Raw genomic sequence first — 15,056 nt, 5'->3', positions numbered from 1 at the left:
ACTATACCTATTGCGGCCGCCCCGCATCCTCAAGTCACGCCGCAGTGACCATGCCCGCCAATGCGCGGAACACTGCCGTGCCGTCGGTGCCGCCGTGCCCTTCATCCGCGGCCCGTTCCGGGTGCGGCATCATGCCGAGCACGCGGCGGTTGTCCGACAGGATACCGGCAATATCAGCAACCGAACCATTGGGGTTGTCTGCATAGGTGAAGGCCACCCGGTCCTGGTCCTGCAACGCCTTGACGGTCTCGGCATCGGCAAAATAATTGCCATCATGGTGGGCAATCGGCACCCCGATCACGTCGCCCGCATTGTACCCTTGGGTAAAGACGCTCTCAGACGTCGCCACCTTCAGGTCTACGGTGCGGCAGATGTATTTCAGACCTGCGTTGCGCAGCAATGCGCCCGGCAGCACGCCGGTTTCGGTCAGGATCTGGAAACCGTTGCAGACGCCAACGGCATAGCCGCCGCGATCTGCGTGCGCGACCACGGCCTTGCAGATCGGCGATTGCGCCGCGATAGCACCGCAGCGCAGATAGTCGCCGTAGGAGAAACCGCCAGGAACGCCAACGATATCGACACCTTCCGGCAGCGCGCTGTCCTTATGCCAGACCATCGACACGTCGAAACCAGCCTGCTCAAACGCTACCGCCAAATCGCGATCACAGTTTGAACCCGGGAAGACTACTACCGCCGCCTTCATCACTGCAGCTCGATGCTGTAGGATTCGATCACGGTGTTGGCCAGCAGCTTTTCGCACATTGCGGTCACGTCAGCTTCGGTGGCGCCGTCTGTCAGATCCAGATCGATCACCTTGCCCTGCCGCACACCTTCAACCTTGTCAAAGCCCAAGGCTCCCAGCGCGTGGCGCACCGCCTCGCCCTGCGGATCCAGAACCCCGTTCTTCAGCATCACATGCACCCGTGCCTTCATCGCATCATCCCTCAGGTTTCGGTGGCAAAGCCCCATCCAGGCTTCATCTTTTTAAAAATACTCAAAACCCCGCCCTATCCGCAGGGCGGGACCGGCTTAGTTCACCAGCGTCGGTTTGCCCGGCGCCGGCGGGTTGTTCGGCATCACGCCCAGTCGGCGCGCCACTTCCGAATATGCATCGGTCAGACTGCCCAGGTCGCGGCGGAACACGTCTTTGTCCAGCTTCTGGCCGGTCTTCACGTCCCACAGGCGGCAGCTGTCCGGGCTGATCTCGTCCGCAATCACCAGACGCTGGAAATCGCCCTCATAAACGCGGCCGATCTCGATCTTGAAGTCGACCAGACGGATCCCAACGGCCAGGAACACACCGGACAGGAAGTCATTGACCCGCAGCGCCAGGCTCAGGATATCGTCCATGTCCTGCTGGCTGGCCCAGCCAAAGGCGGCGATATGCTCTTCGGTGACCAGCGGATCGCCCAGACCGTCGTCCTTATAGCAGTATTCCACAATCGGGCGCGGCAGCTGAGTTCCCTCGTCAATGCCCAGACGCTTGGAGATACTGCCGGCCGCATAGTTCCGCACGATCACTTCCAGCGGAATGATCTCGCAGCTGCGCACCAGCTGCTCGCGCATGTTCAAACGCTTCAGAAAATGTGTCGGTACACCGATCTGACCCAAGCCCAGCATGAAAAACTCGCTCAGGATGTTGTTCAGAACGCCCTTGCCCTCGATCACGTCGTGCTTTTCAGCATTGAAGGCGGTGGCGTCGTCTTTGAAATACTGCACGATGGTTCCCGGCTCGGGGCCTTCATACAGTGTTTTGGCCTTGCCTTCGTAGATTTTCTTGCGACGCGCCATTGGGAGCCTTTCGGGTCAATGCCGGGAATCCGGCCCTGCGATGTGCCGCCCTCATAGTGCAAGGGGGCCTCAGCCGCAAGCTTGCTGCATGGGATCGCGGCCCTGCAGATGCAGACCCCGTAAGCGGCAGCCGCCGCCCGGTGCAGCCCGCCCGCCTTGCAGCAGGCACAAAGGCTTTATCAAGAACAGTTTTTTCTTGCCCTCTGCAGGGATCATGCTCCTATCATTAGACAGGTGCAATCGGTTAATGAGGATCAGTCATGACTACATTTGACGAACGCGAACAGGCGTTTGAGGCCAAATTCGCGCATGATGAGGAAATGCAGTTCAAAGCCCGCGCGCGGCGCAACAAGCTGGTCGGCCTTTGGGCGGCAGAGCTGCTGGGGAAAAGCGGCTCATCTGCCGCCGATTACGCCCAGTCCGTCGTTGCTGCCGATCTTGAGGAAGCCGGCCATGAGGATGTCGTGCGCAAGCTGTCAGGCGACCTCGGCTCTCAGGCAAGCGAAACACAGATCCGCAGCAAACTGCAGGAACTGATGCCGCAGGCGCAGGCAGAAATTCTGAGCGAAGCCGGCTGATCATCCAGCCGGACCGCCAAACCAGCCCTGCGTCTTCCGCCGCTTCCCGGCACGGTGCCCGCCGGCAGCGTTGCCATGCGGCTGCCGCAACAACCTGCCTGCCTTACCTATCCAATGATGGAAAGGCCGCTACGGCAATCAGCACAGTTTCAGCGGTTAACTGATCTGCAAACAGCACCCGGTACACTGGCAGCCAAGGGCCTTTTACGCTGCCTTTCAAGGATTGCCATGCTGTTATCAAAATCCACCGCCCCCAGGCCGGTTGTGCGGCTTATCCGGCTGACCGTTCCTTTTCTGGTCATGGGGGGCTGTCTTTGGCTGCTGCAAACACAGACCGAATTGCCGCCGATGCGGGAACTTGGCGCCATCCTGGGCAGTCTGCCCGCCTGGAAATGGGCTGCTGCTGTATTGGCCACCGGCCTCAGCTTTTGGGCGCTGGGGCGTTATGATTCCGTGGCCCACCGCCATCTTGGCACCGGTATGGATGGTCCCGCAGCGCGGCGCGCAGGCATGGCTGCCATCGCTTTTTCGCAGACCGCCGGGTTCGGCCTGATCACCGGCAGCTATGCCCGCTGGCGCCTGCTGCCCGGCCTGTCCCCGCTGCAGGCGGGCCAACTGACAGCATTGGTGGCCGTCACATTTTTGGCAGCACTTTCGGTAATCTGCGGTGCCGCGCTGATCCTGGCGCCGCCGTCGCCGGGCCTGGCCTGGGCTGGCGGTGTGATCCTGGCTGCCGCCGCCGGCGTTTCGGTCTTCAGCTTTCTGCATCCGCAAACACCGCTGTTCCGGCTGAGGCTGCGCTGGCCCTCCTTGACCGCAATGACCGCTTTGGGGTTCTGGGCAGCCGCCGATGTCGCCGCCGCCGGCACAGCGTTGTGGCTGCTGCTGCCGGGCGGAATGGAAACATCCTGGGCGCAGCTCCTTACGGCCTATGCGATTGCGCTGGGGTTTGCAGTTGTGTCTTCGGCCCCCGGCGGGGCCGGCCCGTTTGAGCTGACTCTCTGCGCGCTGCTGCCTGCGGTCCCCGACCACAGTCTGATCGCCGGGCTGCTGGCCTTCCGTTTGGTCTATTATGCAGTGCCGGCGGTTCTGGCCGCCTTGCTGATGGTCTTTCCCGGACTGCTGCCGGCAAGGGTTCCAGCCGCCGGCGATACAGACCTGCTGGGCAGCCGCAGCCTGCCGCCAGCCGCCCTGTCCGGCAACCGGGCATGCTCTGAAACCGGAATTATCCGGCAGAACGGCGGCCATGTGCAAGCGTTCGGCCTTAACCAGATTGCGCTGCTGGACAGCCCGCAGGCATCGATTGCGCTGTTTGACCCCCTGTCGGGCCTTGCAGCCGAGACCTTTGCTCCGCTGGCCCGCCACGCCCAAACCCGCAACGCCGCCGCCTGCTATTACAAATGCAGCGGACGCAGTGCGCTGCATGCCCGCAAGTCCGGCTGGCGCGTCCTGCGGATCGCCGAAGATGCGGTACTGAACCCGCTTAAGTTCTCCGAGAGCGGTTCCTCCCGCCGCCAGTTGCGCCGCAAACTGCGTCATGCCGAGAAAACAGGCATTGAGGTCTGCCGCGCCGCGGCCCGGCTGCCCTTTGATCAGATGCGGGACGCCGACGCAGCCTGGCAATCGGCCCATGGCACCGCCTATGGCACCACGATGGGACGGTTTGAACCCGGCTATCTGGCCGCCCAGGAGGTGATCCTGGCGTTCCGGGACGGACAGCTGATCGGCTTTGCCAGCTTTCACACATCCGCCCGCGAATGGTGCCTGGATCTGATCCGGATGCGCCCTGATGTTCCGGACGGGACCGGCCATGCGCTGGTGCGGGCCGGCATAGCTGCCGCCGCAGCCGAAAGTATCCCGCGCTTGTCGCTGGCAGCCGTGCCCGGTCACCGCCTGGCCAAGGGCGTGGACCGGGGCCTGCGCCGGTTCAAGGCCTGCTTTGCACCAAGGTGGGAGCCGCGCTATATGGCAGCCCCCAGCTGGCTGCAAATGGCGCTTTGCATTGGGGAGCTGCTGCGCCTGGTGCACCGCCCGCCCGCCGTGCAGCCCGCAGCCGCCGCAGCGCCCGCTCATAATGAAGATGAAGAAAATGAAATTGCCCTTGCCCGCCCGGCATGAGACAGGGGACACAGACCGATTTGCCGCCCTGCCCGCCCGGACGGCCTGCTGACACGGGATGAAACCGATGACAAACACTTTCAAACAGCTGCTGGAAACCAAAGACGCCCTGCTGGCGGATGGTGCAACCGGCACCAATCTGTTCGCCATGGGTCTGCAGTCCGGCGATGCGCCGGAATTGTGGAATGTGGACGAACCACAGAAAATTCTGGCGCTGTACAAGGGCTCGGTTGATGCGGGCAGCGATCTGTTCCTGACCAACAGCTTCGGCGGCACCGCCGCGCGGCTGAAACTGCATGACGCTCAAAACCGCGTGCGCGAGTTGAACCGCATTGCGGCCGAACTGGGCCGCGAGGTGGCAGACAAGGCGGAACGCAAGATCGCCGTGGCCGGTTCCGTCGGCCCGACTGGGGAAATTTTTGAGCCTATCGGTGACATGTCCCATGCTCTGGCGGTCGAGATGTTCCATGAACAGGCCGATGCCCTGAAGGAGGGCGGCGCCGATGTTTTGTGGCTGGAAACCATTTCTGCACCGGAAGAATTCCGCGCCGCGGCTGAGGCCTTCAAGCTGGCGGACATGCCCTGGTGCGGCACCATGAGCTTTGATACCGCAGGGCGGACCATGATGGGTGTGACCTCAGCGGATCTCGCCCAGCTGGTGGAAGAGTTCGACAATGCACCGCTGGCTTTTGGCGCCAATTGCGGCACCGGTGCGTCGGACATCCTGCGCACTGTGCTTGGCTTTGCGGCGCAGGGCACTGAACGCCCGATCATCTCCAAGGGCAATGCCGGAATTCCGAAATATGTCGACGGCCACATCCATTACGACGGCACGCCCGAGCTGATGGGGGAATACGCAGTGATGGCCCGCGACTCGGGCGCCAGGATCATTGGCGGCTGCTGCGGCACCATGCCGGATCATCTGCGCGCAATGCGCGACGCCCTGGACAGCCGCCCGCGCGGCGACCGCCCGGCTCTTGAGAAAATCGTCGAAGTGCTTGGCCCTTTCACCTCTGACAGCGACGGCACCGGTGAAGACGCAAACGCAGGCGGTGAGCGCCGCTCGCGCCGCCGCCGCCGCGCCTGATCTGCCGGGCCGCCGCAACCGCGGACTTTCGCGCGGCCAGTGGAAGCACCGGAAGGCAAATTAGGGGCGCCGCAATTACCTTGCGGCGCCCTTAACTTATGGCTCAGCCTGTTTTTTGGCTCCAATGCGCATTGCACACCGTCAGGCCGGCCTGACGATGCGCGCGTATTATTTGCGCGAACGCCCGTATCACTTTCGCCGCTAGCCCCGGCAAATGACGCCAGCCGATTGTTCACGCCGGCCTAGCGGACGATTGTAAAGCCGCTCACTTCAGGGTCGGGAACTGTCCGTTCAGTCAGCACATCCTTCACCGCGGCGGCGCCAGGCCCGTGGCCCATCCGGCGCACCATATCGGCGACGCCGGCGGCCGGCCCCATCAGCAACGCCCGCACCGAGCCGTCCGGCTCATTCCGGATCCAGCCGGACAGGCCGTGGCGCAACGCCTCTGCCCTGGCCCAGGTGCGGAACGCCACACCCTGCACGCGGCCGGTGACACGTGCCTTCACTGCGACAGCAGTCATAGCACACCTTCCTTTCAATCATGAATGATCACAGCCTAGCACAAAAAGCCGCTCCGCAGGATCAAGGGCGGATCAAAACAACGCCAGCTGGTCGCCCGGCTGCGGCGGCCTGGCAAACAGATCGCATCGCAGATCCGGTGTTCGCTCCTTCAGCCCGAGCCGCCGGCAGGCTGCCTTAAACCGCTGCGCAATCATTTCGGCATAACGCCCCTCGCCGCGCATCCTGTGGCCCCAGCGCGGGTCGTAGTCGCGCCCGCCATGCATTTCCCGCAACCGCGCCATCACCTTGGCCGCACGGCCAGGCTCGTGCTTGTCCAGCCATTCCTGCCACAAACCCGACACCTCCCGCGGCAGCCGCAGCATGATCCAGCTGGCGGCATCCGCACCCGCCTCCGCCCCGGCTGCCAGCAGCGCCTCCAGCTCATGATCGGTCAGCCCAGGCACAACAGGAGAGGTCATCACCCGCACCGGCACACCCGCCTGCGTCAGCCGCCGGATCGCGGCCAGCCGCCGGGCCGGCAAAGGGGCCCGCGGCTCCATCCGGCGGGACAGATCCGGGTCCAGCGTGGTAACGGAAACCCCCACCCGCACCAGACCTTTGGCTGCCATCGGCGCCAGGATATCCAGGTCCCGTTCCACCATCGCACCCTTGGTGACGATCGCCACAGGATGATTGAAATCCCGCAAAACCTCCAAGCAGCTGCGTGTGATACGATGGTCCCGCTCGCACGGCTGGTACGGGTCGGTGTTGGTGCCTAGCGCCAGCACGGCCGCCTTGTAACGCGGCGCCGACAGTTCGTTGCGCAGCACCGCGGCCGCATTGGGGCGTGCGACCAGCCGTGTCTCAAAGTCCAAACCCGGTGACAGGCCAAGATAAGCATGGCTGGGCCGTGCAAAGCAGTAGATGCAGCCATGCTCGCATCCCCGGTAAGGGTTGATGGACCGGTCAAACGGCAGATCCGGCGACCGGTTGTAACTGATCAGCGACCGTGCCGTTTCTTGCCGCACTTCGGTGGGAATCACTTCCGCTTCCGGCTCCTGAAACCAGCCGTCATCCGCATGGCTGCGGTCCAAATCGAACCGTCCTGCCGCATTGCTGAGACTGGCGCGCCCTTTGCGGCGTGTGGCATGCTGGGTGTTTTCCTGCGGCATAGACGCACCGTAGCCACCCAGTTAGAACAAATAAAGAACAAATGGGCAATTTCGAAGATTTCCATGTGAAATCTTCATTATTCTTGCGCCGAAATTGTCTCTATACGTCGGTTAGAAACGCGGCAATGTCGCAAATAATGCAGTTCACCGGCTGTATTCTGTCACAAAAGCCTCAGAAACAGGCCAACACCGGGGACTCCCCCGTCAGCAAGGATTAGGCGCATGTCGGACGAAGAAGACATCATCCTCTCGGAACTCGATGACGAGGAACTTGTTCAGCAGATGTTTGACGACCTCTATGACGGTCTCAAAGAGGAAATCGAAGAAGGCGTTGGCATTCTTCTCTCGCGCGACTGGGCGCCGTATGATGTTCTGACCAAGGCCCTGGTGGGCGGCATGACTATCGTTGGAGCCGACTTCCGCGACGGCATCCTGTTCGTGCCCGAGGTTCTGCTGGCCGCCAACGCGATGAAGGGCGGCATGGCCATCCTGAAACCGCTGCTGGCTGCAACCGGCGCACCGCAGGTCGGCTCAATGGTAATCGGCACCGTCAAAGGCGACATCCACGACATCGGCAAAAACCTGGTTTCGATGATGATGGAAGGCGCAGGCTTTGAAGTTGTCGATCTGGGTATCAACAACCCGGTTGAAAACTATCTGGAAGCCCTGGGCGAGCACAAGCCGGACATCCTTGGCATGTCGGCTCTGCTGACCACTACCATGCCCTACATGAAAGTCGTTATCGACACCATGGTCGAGCAAGGCCTGCGTGATGACTACATCGTGCTGGTTGGCGGCGCACCGCTGAACGAAGAGTTCGGCAAGGCCATCGGCGCCGATGGCTATTGCCGTGACGCCGCCGTGGCCGTGGAAATGGCCAAGGATATGGTGGCGCGCAAGCACAACTCGATGAGCGCCTGATTTGGCACGCAAAGGACGCGCAGCCCGCTTGACCGAGCGGGCTGCCTTCCGCCCGCCGACAGGGCGGACACTTGAGGAAAGCTCCCTCACCGAACAGGGCCTGGCTGCCCCTGAAAAGAAGACCGGCCGTATCCTGCTGATTGCCTGCGGCGCCCTTGCGCGCGAGATCCTTGATATCAAGGAGAAAAACGGGCTGGATCACATCGACCTCACTTGCCTGCCCGCAAAACTGCACCTTTACCCGGAGCAGATTGTCGATGCCGTGGACGGCGCCGTAGCCAAACACTCAGCCGTTTATGACAAGATCTTCGTGGTCTATGCTGATTGCGGAACCGGCGGTGCGCTGGAACGCAAATGCGCAGAGCTGGGCGTTGAAATGGTGGCAGGCCCGCATTGCTATTCCTTTTTTGAGGGCAATGAGGCCTTCGCCGCCCATGCGGATGCAGGCGAGATCACTGCCTTTTACTTGACCGATTTCCTGGTCAAGCAGTTCGATGCCTTTATCTGGCGCCCAATGGGCATAGACAAGAACCCCGAACTCAGGGACATGGTGTTCGGCAATTACACCAAACTGGTCTATCAGTCGCAGATCAGCGACCCCAAGCTGGTGGAAAAGGCGCGCGAATGCGCGGACCGCATGGGTCTGGAATTCGAACACCGACACACCGGCTATGGCGATCTGGAAACCACCCTTTCAGGCTGGGCAGGCTAGACTTTCATCTTTTCCAAAATACTCCGGGGAGCGCGAGGGGCCGGCCCCTCGCCCTGCTGCCTCAGGCCTGGGCCATCGCGGTTTCGCGGATCCGCTCGATCATCGACCGCAGCCCGTTTGAGCGTTGCGAAGACAAATGTTCGTTCAGCCCCAGCCGTCCCAGCTCAGCCTTGGCATCCACGGCCACCACGTCCTTATGCCCCAGACCATTGTACAGGCAGCGCAGCACCGCAATCAGACCGCGCACAATCATCGCGTCGCTGTCGCCGTCGAACCGGAATTCTCCGCCGTCGATCGTGGCATGCAGCCAGACCTGGCTGGCGCAGCCGTCGACCTTGGTTGCGGGCACTTTCAGCGCGTCATCCAGCGGCTGCATTGCCTTGCCCAGATCAATGACATGGCGGTAGCGGTCCTCCCAGTCCTCCATGAACTCAAAGTCTTCCACGATCTCTTCAAAGGCGGCAGTGGCCATTATCGTCCATCCTCAAAACCCGCATCCGGTGCAGATCAGCACCTAAGCCCCTGCCCGCCCCATTTCAACCGCTTTTCAAGCCGCAGCCAATCGGGTAATCCGTTGCAAAGACATTTTGAATGGGCGGGGACAGATGCATAAACCATTGGCTCTTACATTGGCCTGCGCGCTGATGCTGGCAGGCTGCGGCGGCTGGAAACAGTCGCGGATCAACCCCTCCAACTGGTTCGGCAGCTCCGCGCCTGCGGAAGCGCCGGTGGCGGACAACACCAACCCGCTGCTGCCGCAAGACAGTAATGCCCGCGGTATCTTTGCCCGGCCTGAGCCCAAGGACACCACTGTCCTGGCCGGCCGGATCACCGAAATGCGGATCGAACGCACCGCATCCGGCGCCATCATCTATGCAACGGCCATTGCCAGCCGCCAGGGCGCCTATGACGTTGTTCTGCGGCCGGCCGACGGCAGTGAAGAGGGCGTCCTGAGCTTGGATTTCCGGGTGGTCTACCCGGAAACCAGCACCGCCACCGGCAGTGATTTCAGCCGCACCATCCATGCCGCCCGCACGGTCACAAATCAGGACTTGGCCGGTATCCGCACCGTGCGTGTGAATGGCGCGCAGAATGCCCGCGAAAGCCGCCGCCGCTGACTTCAAGACCGACCGATAAGAAAAACGCCCGCAGGATTTGCGGGCGTTTTTCTTTGTGAGGATTGTTTACAGCGGCTGGGGCGTCTTACAGCTCCACAACCTTTACGTCCTGACCCTTGGCAGCAAGGCCGATCTTGCCGTCACACAGCCGCAGCGCATCGGCGCCGAACACCTCATGCCGCCAGCCGTTAAGGGCCGGAACATCGCGCAGTCCCGCAGCAATAGCGTCCAGGTCCGCACTGGGTGCGATCAGCTTGGCCGCCACGCCCTCCGCTTCGGTCTTGGCCTTCAGCAGCACCCGCAGCAGATCCGCCAGCGCCGGGTTCACCTGCAGCTTTTCCTTGCTGCGGTCCATCTTGGGGTGGTCTTCCGGCGGGCAGTCGGCCCCTTTGGCCACGGCCGCCAGGATCCCTTCGGCAATAGCCCCTTTGCGCGCCTCGCGCAGCAGCAGTCGGGATCCGCCCAGATCACCGGGATTGCGCGGCTTGGTCGAGGCCAGCTCCACCAGCGCGTCATCCTTGAACACCCGGTTGCGCGGCACATTGTTGGTTTGCGCATAGGTTTCGCGGAACGCCGCCAATTCACGCACAACCGCCAGAAACTTGCCCGAGGAGGTCCGGGTTTTGACCCGTTTCCAAGCGTCCTGGGGCTGAATGTCATAGGTCGCCGGGTCGGTCAGCACCTGCAGTTCCTCGGTCACCCAGTGGGCGCGTCCGCTCTTTTGCAATTCCGCGGCCAGGAACTCATAAATCTTGCGCAGATGGGTCACATCGGCCAGCGCATAGGTCTTTTGCGCCTCGCTCAGGGGGCGGCGCGACCAGTCGGTAAAGCGCGATGTCTTGTCGACGCCCAGCTTGACGATCTTGCGCACCAGAGTTTCATAGCCGGCCTGATCGCCAAAGCCGCAGACCATCGCCGCCACTTGGGTGTCGAACAGCGGTTTCGGGAACACTTCGGCGTCGACCCAGAAGATTTCCAGATCCTGACGGGCAGCGTGGAACACCTTGACCACGCTCTCGTCGCGGAACAGCGTATAAAGCGGCTCCAGCGAAATACCGTCGGCCAGCGGGTCAACCAGAACCGCATCGTTTTCGCCGTCGCCGGCAAAGGCCAGCTGGATCAGGCAGAGCTTGGAATAATAGGTCCGTTCCCGCAAAAACTCGGTATCCACCGTGACATAAGGATACTGTGCGGCGGTTTCGCAAAAGGCCTGCAGGTCTTCGGTGGTGGTCAAAGTTTTCATAAATTCCGGCTTTTCAATCTCATGTGGGCCGGGACGTGATACGCGCTTGTCCCGGGCAATGCAATCAGCCGGGCTTCAGCCCAGCTGAACCGGCGTTTTATCTCCCGCGGCGAAGCGGCGCAGCACGGCCGGATAAAGCAGGTGTTCCTGCACCAGAACCCGGGCCGCCAGCGTATCCGGCGTGTCGTGTTCCAGCACCGGCACCCGTGCCTGGCCCAGAATGGGGCCATCATCCAGGCGCGGCGTCACCTCATGCACGGTGCAGCCGTGCTCAACATCACCGGCCTCCAGCGCGCGGGCATGGGTATGAAGGCCCTTGTACTTCGGCAGCAACGAGGGGTGGATGTTCAGCATCCTGCCTTCGAATTGCGACACAAACCCGGCCGTCAGCACCCGCATGAAACCAGCAAGGCAAACAATATCGGCGCCAGCCTCCAGAATCGGCTTCACCAGCTCCGCCTCAAAGGCAGCGCGGTCGCCAGAAAAAGGCCTATGATCCACAGCTGCGGTGGCAATTCCGGCGGCGGCGGCCTTACGCAGACCGCCCGCTTCGGCATCATTGGACAGCACCAGGCAGGGCCGGGCCGGATGATCGCCCGTCATGCTTTCAACCAGGGACACCATGTTGGAGCCCCCGCCCGAAACCAGTATGGCGACCTTTTTTTGGCTCACAGCAGCTTGCCGGTATAACGCATCCCGGCACCAGCGGTGACAGTGCCCAGGCGGGCCACGGTCTCGCCCTCAGCGGCCAGCAGCCCGGCCAGCGCATCAGCACGGTCGGCGGAGACCGACAGGATCATGCCAATGCCGCAGTTGAAGGTCTTCAGCATTTCCGCTTCGGCGATATTGCCGGTCTCAGCCATCCACTTGAACACCGGCGGCAGCTCCCATGCGTTCAGGTCGATGTCGGCGCCCAGATCTTCGGGCAGAACCCGCGGCAGGTTTTCGGTCAGGCCGCCGCCGGTGATATGGGCCAGCGCATGCACGCCCCCTGCCCGCACTGCGGCCAGGCATTGTTTGACATAGAGCCGCGTCGGTGTCAGCAGTGCGGCGCCCAGGGTGCCTTCGCCAAACGGGCAGTCCGCGTCCCAGCCAAGGCCCGAGACCTCAACCAGCTTGCGCACCAATGAGTAGCCGTTGGAATGCACCCCGTCAGAGGCCAGGCCCAGCAGCACGTCGCCTTCCTGCACGCCTTCGGGCAGTGCAGTTCCGCGCTCCATCGCGCCGACAGCAAAGCCTGCGAGGTCGAAATCACCTTCGGGGTACATGCCGGGCATTTCAGCCGTTTCACCGCCGATCAGCGCGCAGCCAGAGCGCACGCAGCCCTCGGCAATGCCTTCGATGATGCGGGCGGCGGTTTCCGTTTCCAGCTTGCCAGTGGCAAAATAGTCGAGGAAGAACAGCGGCTCAGCGCCCTGGCAGACCAGATCATTGACGCACATTGCCACCAGGTCGATGCCAACGCCGTCCACCACGCCGGTGTCAATGGCGATCCGCAGCTTGGTGCCGACACCATCAGTGGCGCCGACCAGGATCGGGTCATTATATCCAGCAGCCTTCAGGTCGAACAGCGCGCCGAACCCGCCCAGCCCGCTGGCAACCCCAGAGCGGTTGGTGCGCTTGGCGGCCGGCTTGATCCGGTCAACCAGGGCGTTGCCCGCATCAATGTCCACACCTGCGTCTGCATAGGTCAAGCCGTTCTTGCCGCTGGTCATCACTTGGCTCCTTCAAATCGGTTGCGCAGCCTTTAGCGCAAGGCGCATCAGAAGGGAACTAGGGAATCTGCTGCGCCATCCCGGACGGCGCAGCAAGGTGGTTTTCACGACAGTACCGCCAATCTCAGATACCAAACTGCCAGGGTGCCGCCTGATAGGCATAGGCATCGCCTTGCCGCAGCACCCGGCCCAGCGCCGGGAAGTCCAGATGCGCGCCGGTGACCAGCAGATTATCCGCTGCCGCCCGGTCCAGCATCCGCCGCCGGGTCGCCGCCGTCTGCGCGGGATCGGTGTCAAATGCGACGGTCCAGTCCGGCAGGGCAAATTGCAGCGCGGCGCTGTGAATCAGGTCACCCCAGAACAGCAGCCCCTCGCCGCCCGCATCCAGCATGAAGCCGGTGTGGCCCGGCGTATGGCCCGGCAGCTCCAGCGCGGTGAAACCGGGGGCGGCCTCTTCCTCGCCCTGCAGCAATTTCAGCCGGCCGGCATAAGGCGCCACAGATTTACGGGCCATGTCAAAGAAGCCGCGGTTGGCCTCGGGTACCCCGGCCAGGATCCCGTCATCATGCCAGAAATCCCATTCCCGCTGCGCGACCACCAGTTCGGCATTGGCAAAAACCCCGGCTCCGTCCGCGGTGATCAGCCCGCCGGAATGGTCCGGGTGGATATGGGTCAGCAGCACCGTGTTGATGCTCTCGGGCGCCACGCCCGCTGCCGCCAGCCCGGCGCCCAGCGCGCCAAGCCCCGGCCCCATCAACTCGGCTGTACCCGTGTCGATCAGCAGCTTTTGCCCGCCGCGCTCCACCAGATAGCCGTTGACCGGGATCTGCAGCGCGCCGTCCTGCAACCGGTGCAGCCCCTGCGCCAGAACGGGTTCGGCTGCTGCAGCATCGTAATCGTTGAACAGCTGCGTCCCCAGGGGAAGATGCCCGTCCAGAAGAACCGTGATCCGGGCGTCCCCCAGGGTAAAGGAATGAATGACCGGCGCCGCTTCTGCTGCACTTTCTGCAGCCATGGCAGCGCCGCCGCCCCAAAACCCGCCTGCCAGTGCCGCCGCCGGAGCCGCCGCCAGCCCGTTCAAAAATGCCCTGCGATTGATTGTCATAAGAAACTCCGATATCCAATTGAGGAGAATTTTCCTGTGAGCTGGAAATAACCCTGATGGTCCGGTACTTACAGCCCAGCAGTTCCGATAGCAGTTATAAGCAACACTGATAGGCATCCGATGGACCGGTTCACTCTTCTTGAGACATTTACCATCGCCCTGGACGAAGGCAGCCTGAACCGGGCCGCCCAGCGCCGCGGTATCAGCCAATCCGCAGTCAGCCAGCAGATCAAGCAGCTTGAAACCCTGACAGGCCAGCAATTGCTGCACCGCACCGCCAAGGGCATTCACGCCACCCGGGCAGGCGATCTGGTCTACAGCCACGCGCAGGCGCTGCTGTCCGGCTACAACCGGATGACGGCAGAGCTGGACGCGCTGGAGGGCAGTGTATCGGGCACCTTCCGCATCAGCGTGAATTCTTTTCTGGGCCGCAGCGTGATCGGCCCTATGCTACTGGAGCTGAATCAGCAGCACCCCGACCTGAATATCGTGATGCGGCTCGAGGACCGGCTGGTCGATGTGGTACGCGAAGGCTACGATCTGGCGATCCGCACCGGGCGGCTGGGGGATACCGACGGGTTCGGACGCAAAATCTCGACCTTGGAAACGGTGCTATTTGCCACACCGGAATATCTGGACCGCGAAACCCGCCCGCAGAAACCGGAAGACCTGCAGCGGCTCAAGTTCATCCAGCACCACGAGGATCAGACCCGCGGTTTCTTTCCGCTGCGCCGCGGCGGGCAGGAGTTTCCGGCGCCGGTGCAGGTCGGCTTTACCGCCGATGACCCGGATCTGATCATGCGGGCCGTCAGCAGCGGTACCGGATATACCCGCGCGCCCCGCTTCATGATCGAGGCGCAGCTTGCCTCTGGCGAATACGAACTGGTGCTGCCCGGCTATGAGGCGCCGCTCAAAGAAGTCTTTGCCGTCTACCCCTCCCGCCGCACCCCGGACCGGCGCCGGGATCTGACCATCGAGAACACGGTGGCGGGGGG

General features: G+C 62.6%; 17 protein-coding genes. 7 read left to right on the top strand and 10 right to left on the bottom strand.

The genetic code is table 11. From position 1 onward, the window contains the following. Positions 1-34: 34 nt before the first annotated feature. The 3 genes from purQ to purC all read right to left on the bottom strand — a co-directional run bounded on the left by purQ (position 35) and on the right by purC (position 1,791). Positions 35-703 carry a phosphoribosylformylglycinamidine synthase subunit PurQ gene (gene purQ, locus L1069_RS10050; RefSeq protein ID WP_237455586.1) on the bottom strand — a complete coding sequence of 223 codons (669 nt, stop codon included), beginning with the start codon at positions 701-703 and terminating at the stop codon, positions 35-37. Next, a complete protein-coding gene (gene purS / locus L1069_RS10045) occupies positions 703-933 on the bottom strand; it encodes a phosphoribosylformylglycinamidine synthase subunit PurS (RefSeq protein WP_129371138.1) in 231 nt (76 codons plus the stop codon). The genes purQ and purS overlap by 1 nt, the downstream gene beginning before the upstream one ends. Positions 934-1,029: 96 nt before the next feature. Then, positions 1,030-1,791 (bottom strand): phosphoribosylaminoimidazolesuccinocarboxamide synthase, encoded by a 762-nt coding sequence (gene purC, locus L1069_RS10040; RefSeq protein ID WP_129371139.1) that lies wholly within the window; start codon positions 1,789-1,791, stop codon positions 1,030-1,032. 260 nt (positions 1,792-2,051) lie between these two features. Between purC and L1069_RS10035 the strand changes: the two genes are divergently transcribed. From L1069_RS10035 to bmt, 3 genes are all read left to right on the top strand, one after another. After that, entirely contained in the window at positions 2,052-2,369 is a 318-nt protein-coding gene (locus tag L1069_RS10035) for a DUF1476 domain-containing protein (RefSeq protein WP_134830034.1), read from the top strand. 228 nt (positions 2,370-2,597) lie between these two features. Further along, positions 2,598-4,487, top strand: coding sequence for a phosphatidylglycerol lysyltransferase domain-containing protein (locus tag L1069_RS10030; protein WP_237455585.1), 1,890 nt, complete (start codon positions 2,598-2,600; stop codon positions 4,485-4,487). 67 nt (positions 4,488-4,554) lie between these two features. Beyond that, positions 4,555-5,574, top strand: a complete 1,020-nt coding sequence (bmt, locus tag L1069_RS10025) for a betaine--homocysteine S-methyltransferase (RefSeq protein ID WP_134830036.1) — start codon at positions 4,555-4,557, stop codon at positions 5,572-5,574. A 242-nt stretch (positions 5,575-5,816) separates the two neighbouring features. Here bmt and L1069_RS10020 read toward each other — a convergent pair whose 3' ends face one another. Continuing rightward, positions 5,817-6,095: an acylphosphatase gene (locus L1069_RS10020; protein ID WP_129371143.1), complete on the bottom strand. Its 279-nt coding sequence runs from the start codon at positions 6,093-6,095 to the stop codon at positions 5,817-5,819. A 72-nt stretch (positions 6,096-6,167) separates the two neighbouring features. Then, on the bottom strand, positions 6,168-7,247 hold the full coding sequence (locus tag L1069_RS10015; RefSeq protein ID WP_237455584.1) for a PA0069 family radical SAM protein: 1,080 nt from the start codon (positions 7,245-7,247) through the stop codon (positions 6,168-6,170). Between the two features lie 222 nt (positions 7,248-7,469). Here L1069_RS10015 and L1069_RS10010 point away from each other — a divergent pair, with 222 nt between their 5' ends. Then, positions 7,470-8,168, top strand: a complete 699-nt coding sequence (locus L1069_RS10010; protein ID WP_129371145.1) for a B12-binding domain-containing protein — start codon at positions 7,470-7,472, stop codon at positions 8,166-8,168. Position 8,169: 1 nt separating this feature from the next. After that, a complete protein-coding gene (locus tag L1069_RS10005; protein ID WP_237455583.1) occupies positions 8,170-8,880 on the top strand; it encodes a DUF1638 domain-containing protein in 711 nt (236 codons plus the stop codon). Positions 8,881-8,941: 61 nt separating this feature from the next. On the opposite strand, the gene L1069_RS10000 is transcribed toward L1069_RS10005, so the two are convergent. Continuing rightward, the gene (locus L1069_RS10000) at positions 8,942-9,352 is read right to left on the bottom strand and encodes a SufE family protein (RefSeq protein WP_129371147.1); all 411 of its coding nucleotides are present in this window, start codon (positions 9,350-9,352) and stop codon (positions 8,942-8,944) included. A 133-nt stretch (positions 9,353-9,485) separates the two neighbouring features. Here L1069_RS10000 and L1069_RS09995 point away from each other — a divergent pair, with 133 nt between their 5' ends. Next, a complete protein-coding gene (locus tag L1069_RS09995; protein ID WP_237455582.1) occupies positions 9,486-9,998 on the top strand; it encodes a hypothetical protein in 513 nt (170 codons plus the stop codon). Between the two features lie 85 nt (positions 9,999-10,083). Here the strand turns inward: L1069_RS09995 and rnd are convergent, their stop codons facing one another. From rnd to L1069_RS09975, 4 genes are all read right to left on the bottom strand, one after another. Beyond that, positions 10,084-11,241, bottom strand: a complete 1,158-nt coding sequence (gene rnd / locus L1069_RS09990; protein ID WP_134830039.1) for a ribonuclease D — start codon at positions 11,239-11,241, stop codon at positions 10,084-10,086. 75 nt (positions 11,242-11,316) lie between these two features. Next, complete coding sequence (purN, locus tag L1069_RS09985; protein ID WP_237455581.1) at positions 11,317-11,913, bottom strand: phosphoribosylglycinamide formyltransferase; 597 nt, start codon at positions 11,911-11,913, stop codon at positions 11,317-11,319. Continuing rightward, a complete protein-coding gene (purM, locus tag L1069_RS09980; protein WP_237455580.1) occupies positions 11,910-12,956 on the bottom strand; it encodes a phosphoribosylformylglycinamidine cyclo-ligase in 1,047 nt (348 codons plus the stop codon). The genes purN and purM overlap by 4 nt, the downstream gene beginning before the upstream one ends. Before the next feature lie 124 nt (positions 12,957-13,080). Continuing rightward, on the bottom strand, positions 13,081-14,061 hold the full coding sequence (locus tag L1069_RS09975; RefSeq protein WP_237455579.1) for an MBL fold metallo-hydrolase: 981 nt from the start codon (positions 14,059-14,061) through the stop codon (positions 13,081-13,083). 120 nt (positions 14,062-14,181) lie between these two features. Here L1069_RS09975 and L1069_RS09970 point away from each other — a divergent pair. After that, positions 14,182-15,056 (top strand): LysR family transcriptional regulator (locus L1069_RS09970; RefSeq protein ID WP_237455578.1); only part of this gene is annotated, 875 nt, incomplete at its 3' end.

Origin of the sequence: Leisingera sp. MMG026 (genome assembly GCF_021654205.1) — a bacterium.
In the GTDB taxonomy this organism is placed as follows: domain Bacteria; phylum Pseudomonadota; class Alphaproteobacteria; order Rhodobacterales; family Rhodobacteraceae; genus Leisingera.
This window is presented reverse-complemented; position numbering and strand designations above follow the sequence as displayed.

Bases quoted from the DNA above. Each gene is read 5' to 3' on its own strand.
- L1069_RS10015 (WP_237455584.1), bottom strand. From the start codon at position 7,247: ATGCCGCAGGAAAACACCCAGCATGCCACACGCCGCAAAGGGCGCGCC.
- purM (WP_237455580.1), bottom strand. From the start codon at position 12,956: ATGACCAGCGGCAAGAACGGCTTGACCTATGCAGACGCAGGTGTGGAC.
- purQ (WP_237455586.1), bottom strand. From the start codon at position 703: ATGAAGGCGGCGGTAGTAGTCTTCCCGGGTTCAAACTGTGATCGCGAT.
- bmt (WP_134830036.1), top strand. From the start codon at position 4,555: ATGACAAACACTTTCAAACAGCTGCTGGAAACCAAAGACGCCCTGCTG.
- L1069_RS10030 (WP_237455585.1), top strand. From the start codon at position 2,598: ATGCTGTTATCAAAATCCACCGCCCCCAGGCCGGTTGTGCGGCTTATC.
- L1069_RS10000 (WP_129371147.1), bottom strand. From the start codon at position 9,352: ATGGCCACTGCCGCCTTTGAAGAGATCGTGGAAGACTTTGAGTTCATG.
- L1069_RS10020 (WP_129371143.1), bottom strand. From the start codon at position 6,095: ATGACTGCTGTCGCAGTGAAGGCACGTGTCACCGGCCGCGTGCAGGGT.
- L1069_RS09975 (WP_237455579.1), bottom strand. From the start codon at position 14,061: ATGACAATCAATCGCAGGGCATTTTTGAACGGGCTGGCGGCGGCTCCG.
- purS (WP_129371138.1), bottom strand. From the start codon at position 933: ATGAAGGCACGGGTGCATGTGATGCTGAAGAACGGGGTTCTGGATCCG.
- L1069_RS09995 (WP_237455582.1), top strand. From the start codon at position 9,486: ATGCATAAACCATTGGCTCTTACATTGGCCTGCGCGCTGATGCTGGCA.
- L1069_RS10010 (WP_129371145.1), top strand. From the start codon at position 7,470: ATGTCGGACGAAGAAGACATCATCCTCTCGGAACTCGATGACGAGGAA.
- rnd (WP_134830039.1), bottom strand. From the start codon at position 11,241: ATGAAAACTTTGACCACCACCGAAGACCTGCAGGCCTTTTGCGAAACC.
- L1069_RS10035 (WP_134830034.1), top strand. From the start codon at position 2,052: ATGACTACATTTGACGAACGCGAACAGGCGTTTGAGGCCAAATTCGCG.
- purC (WP_129371139.1), bottom strand. From the start codon at position 1,791: ATGGCGCGTCGCAAGAAAATCTACGAAGGCAAGGCCAAAACACTGTAT.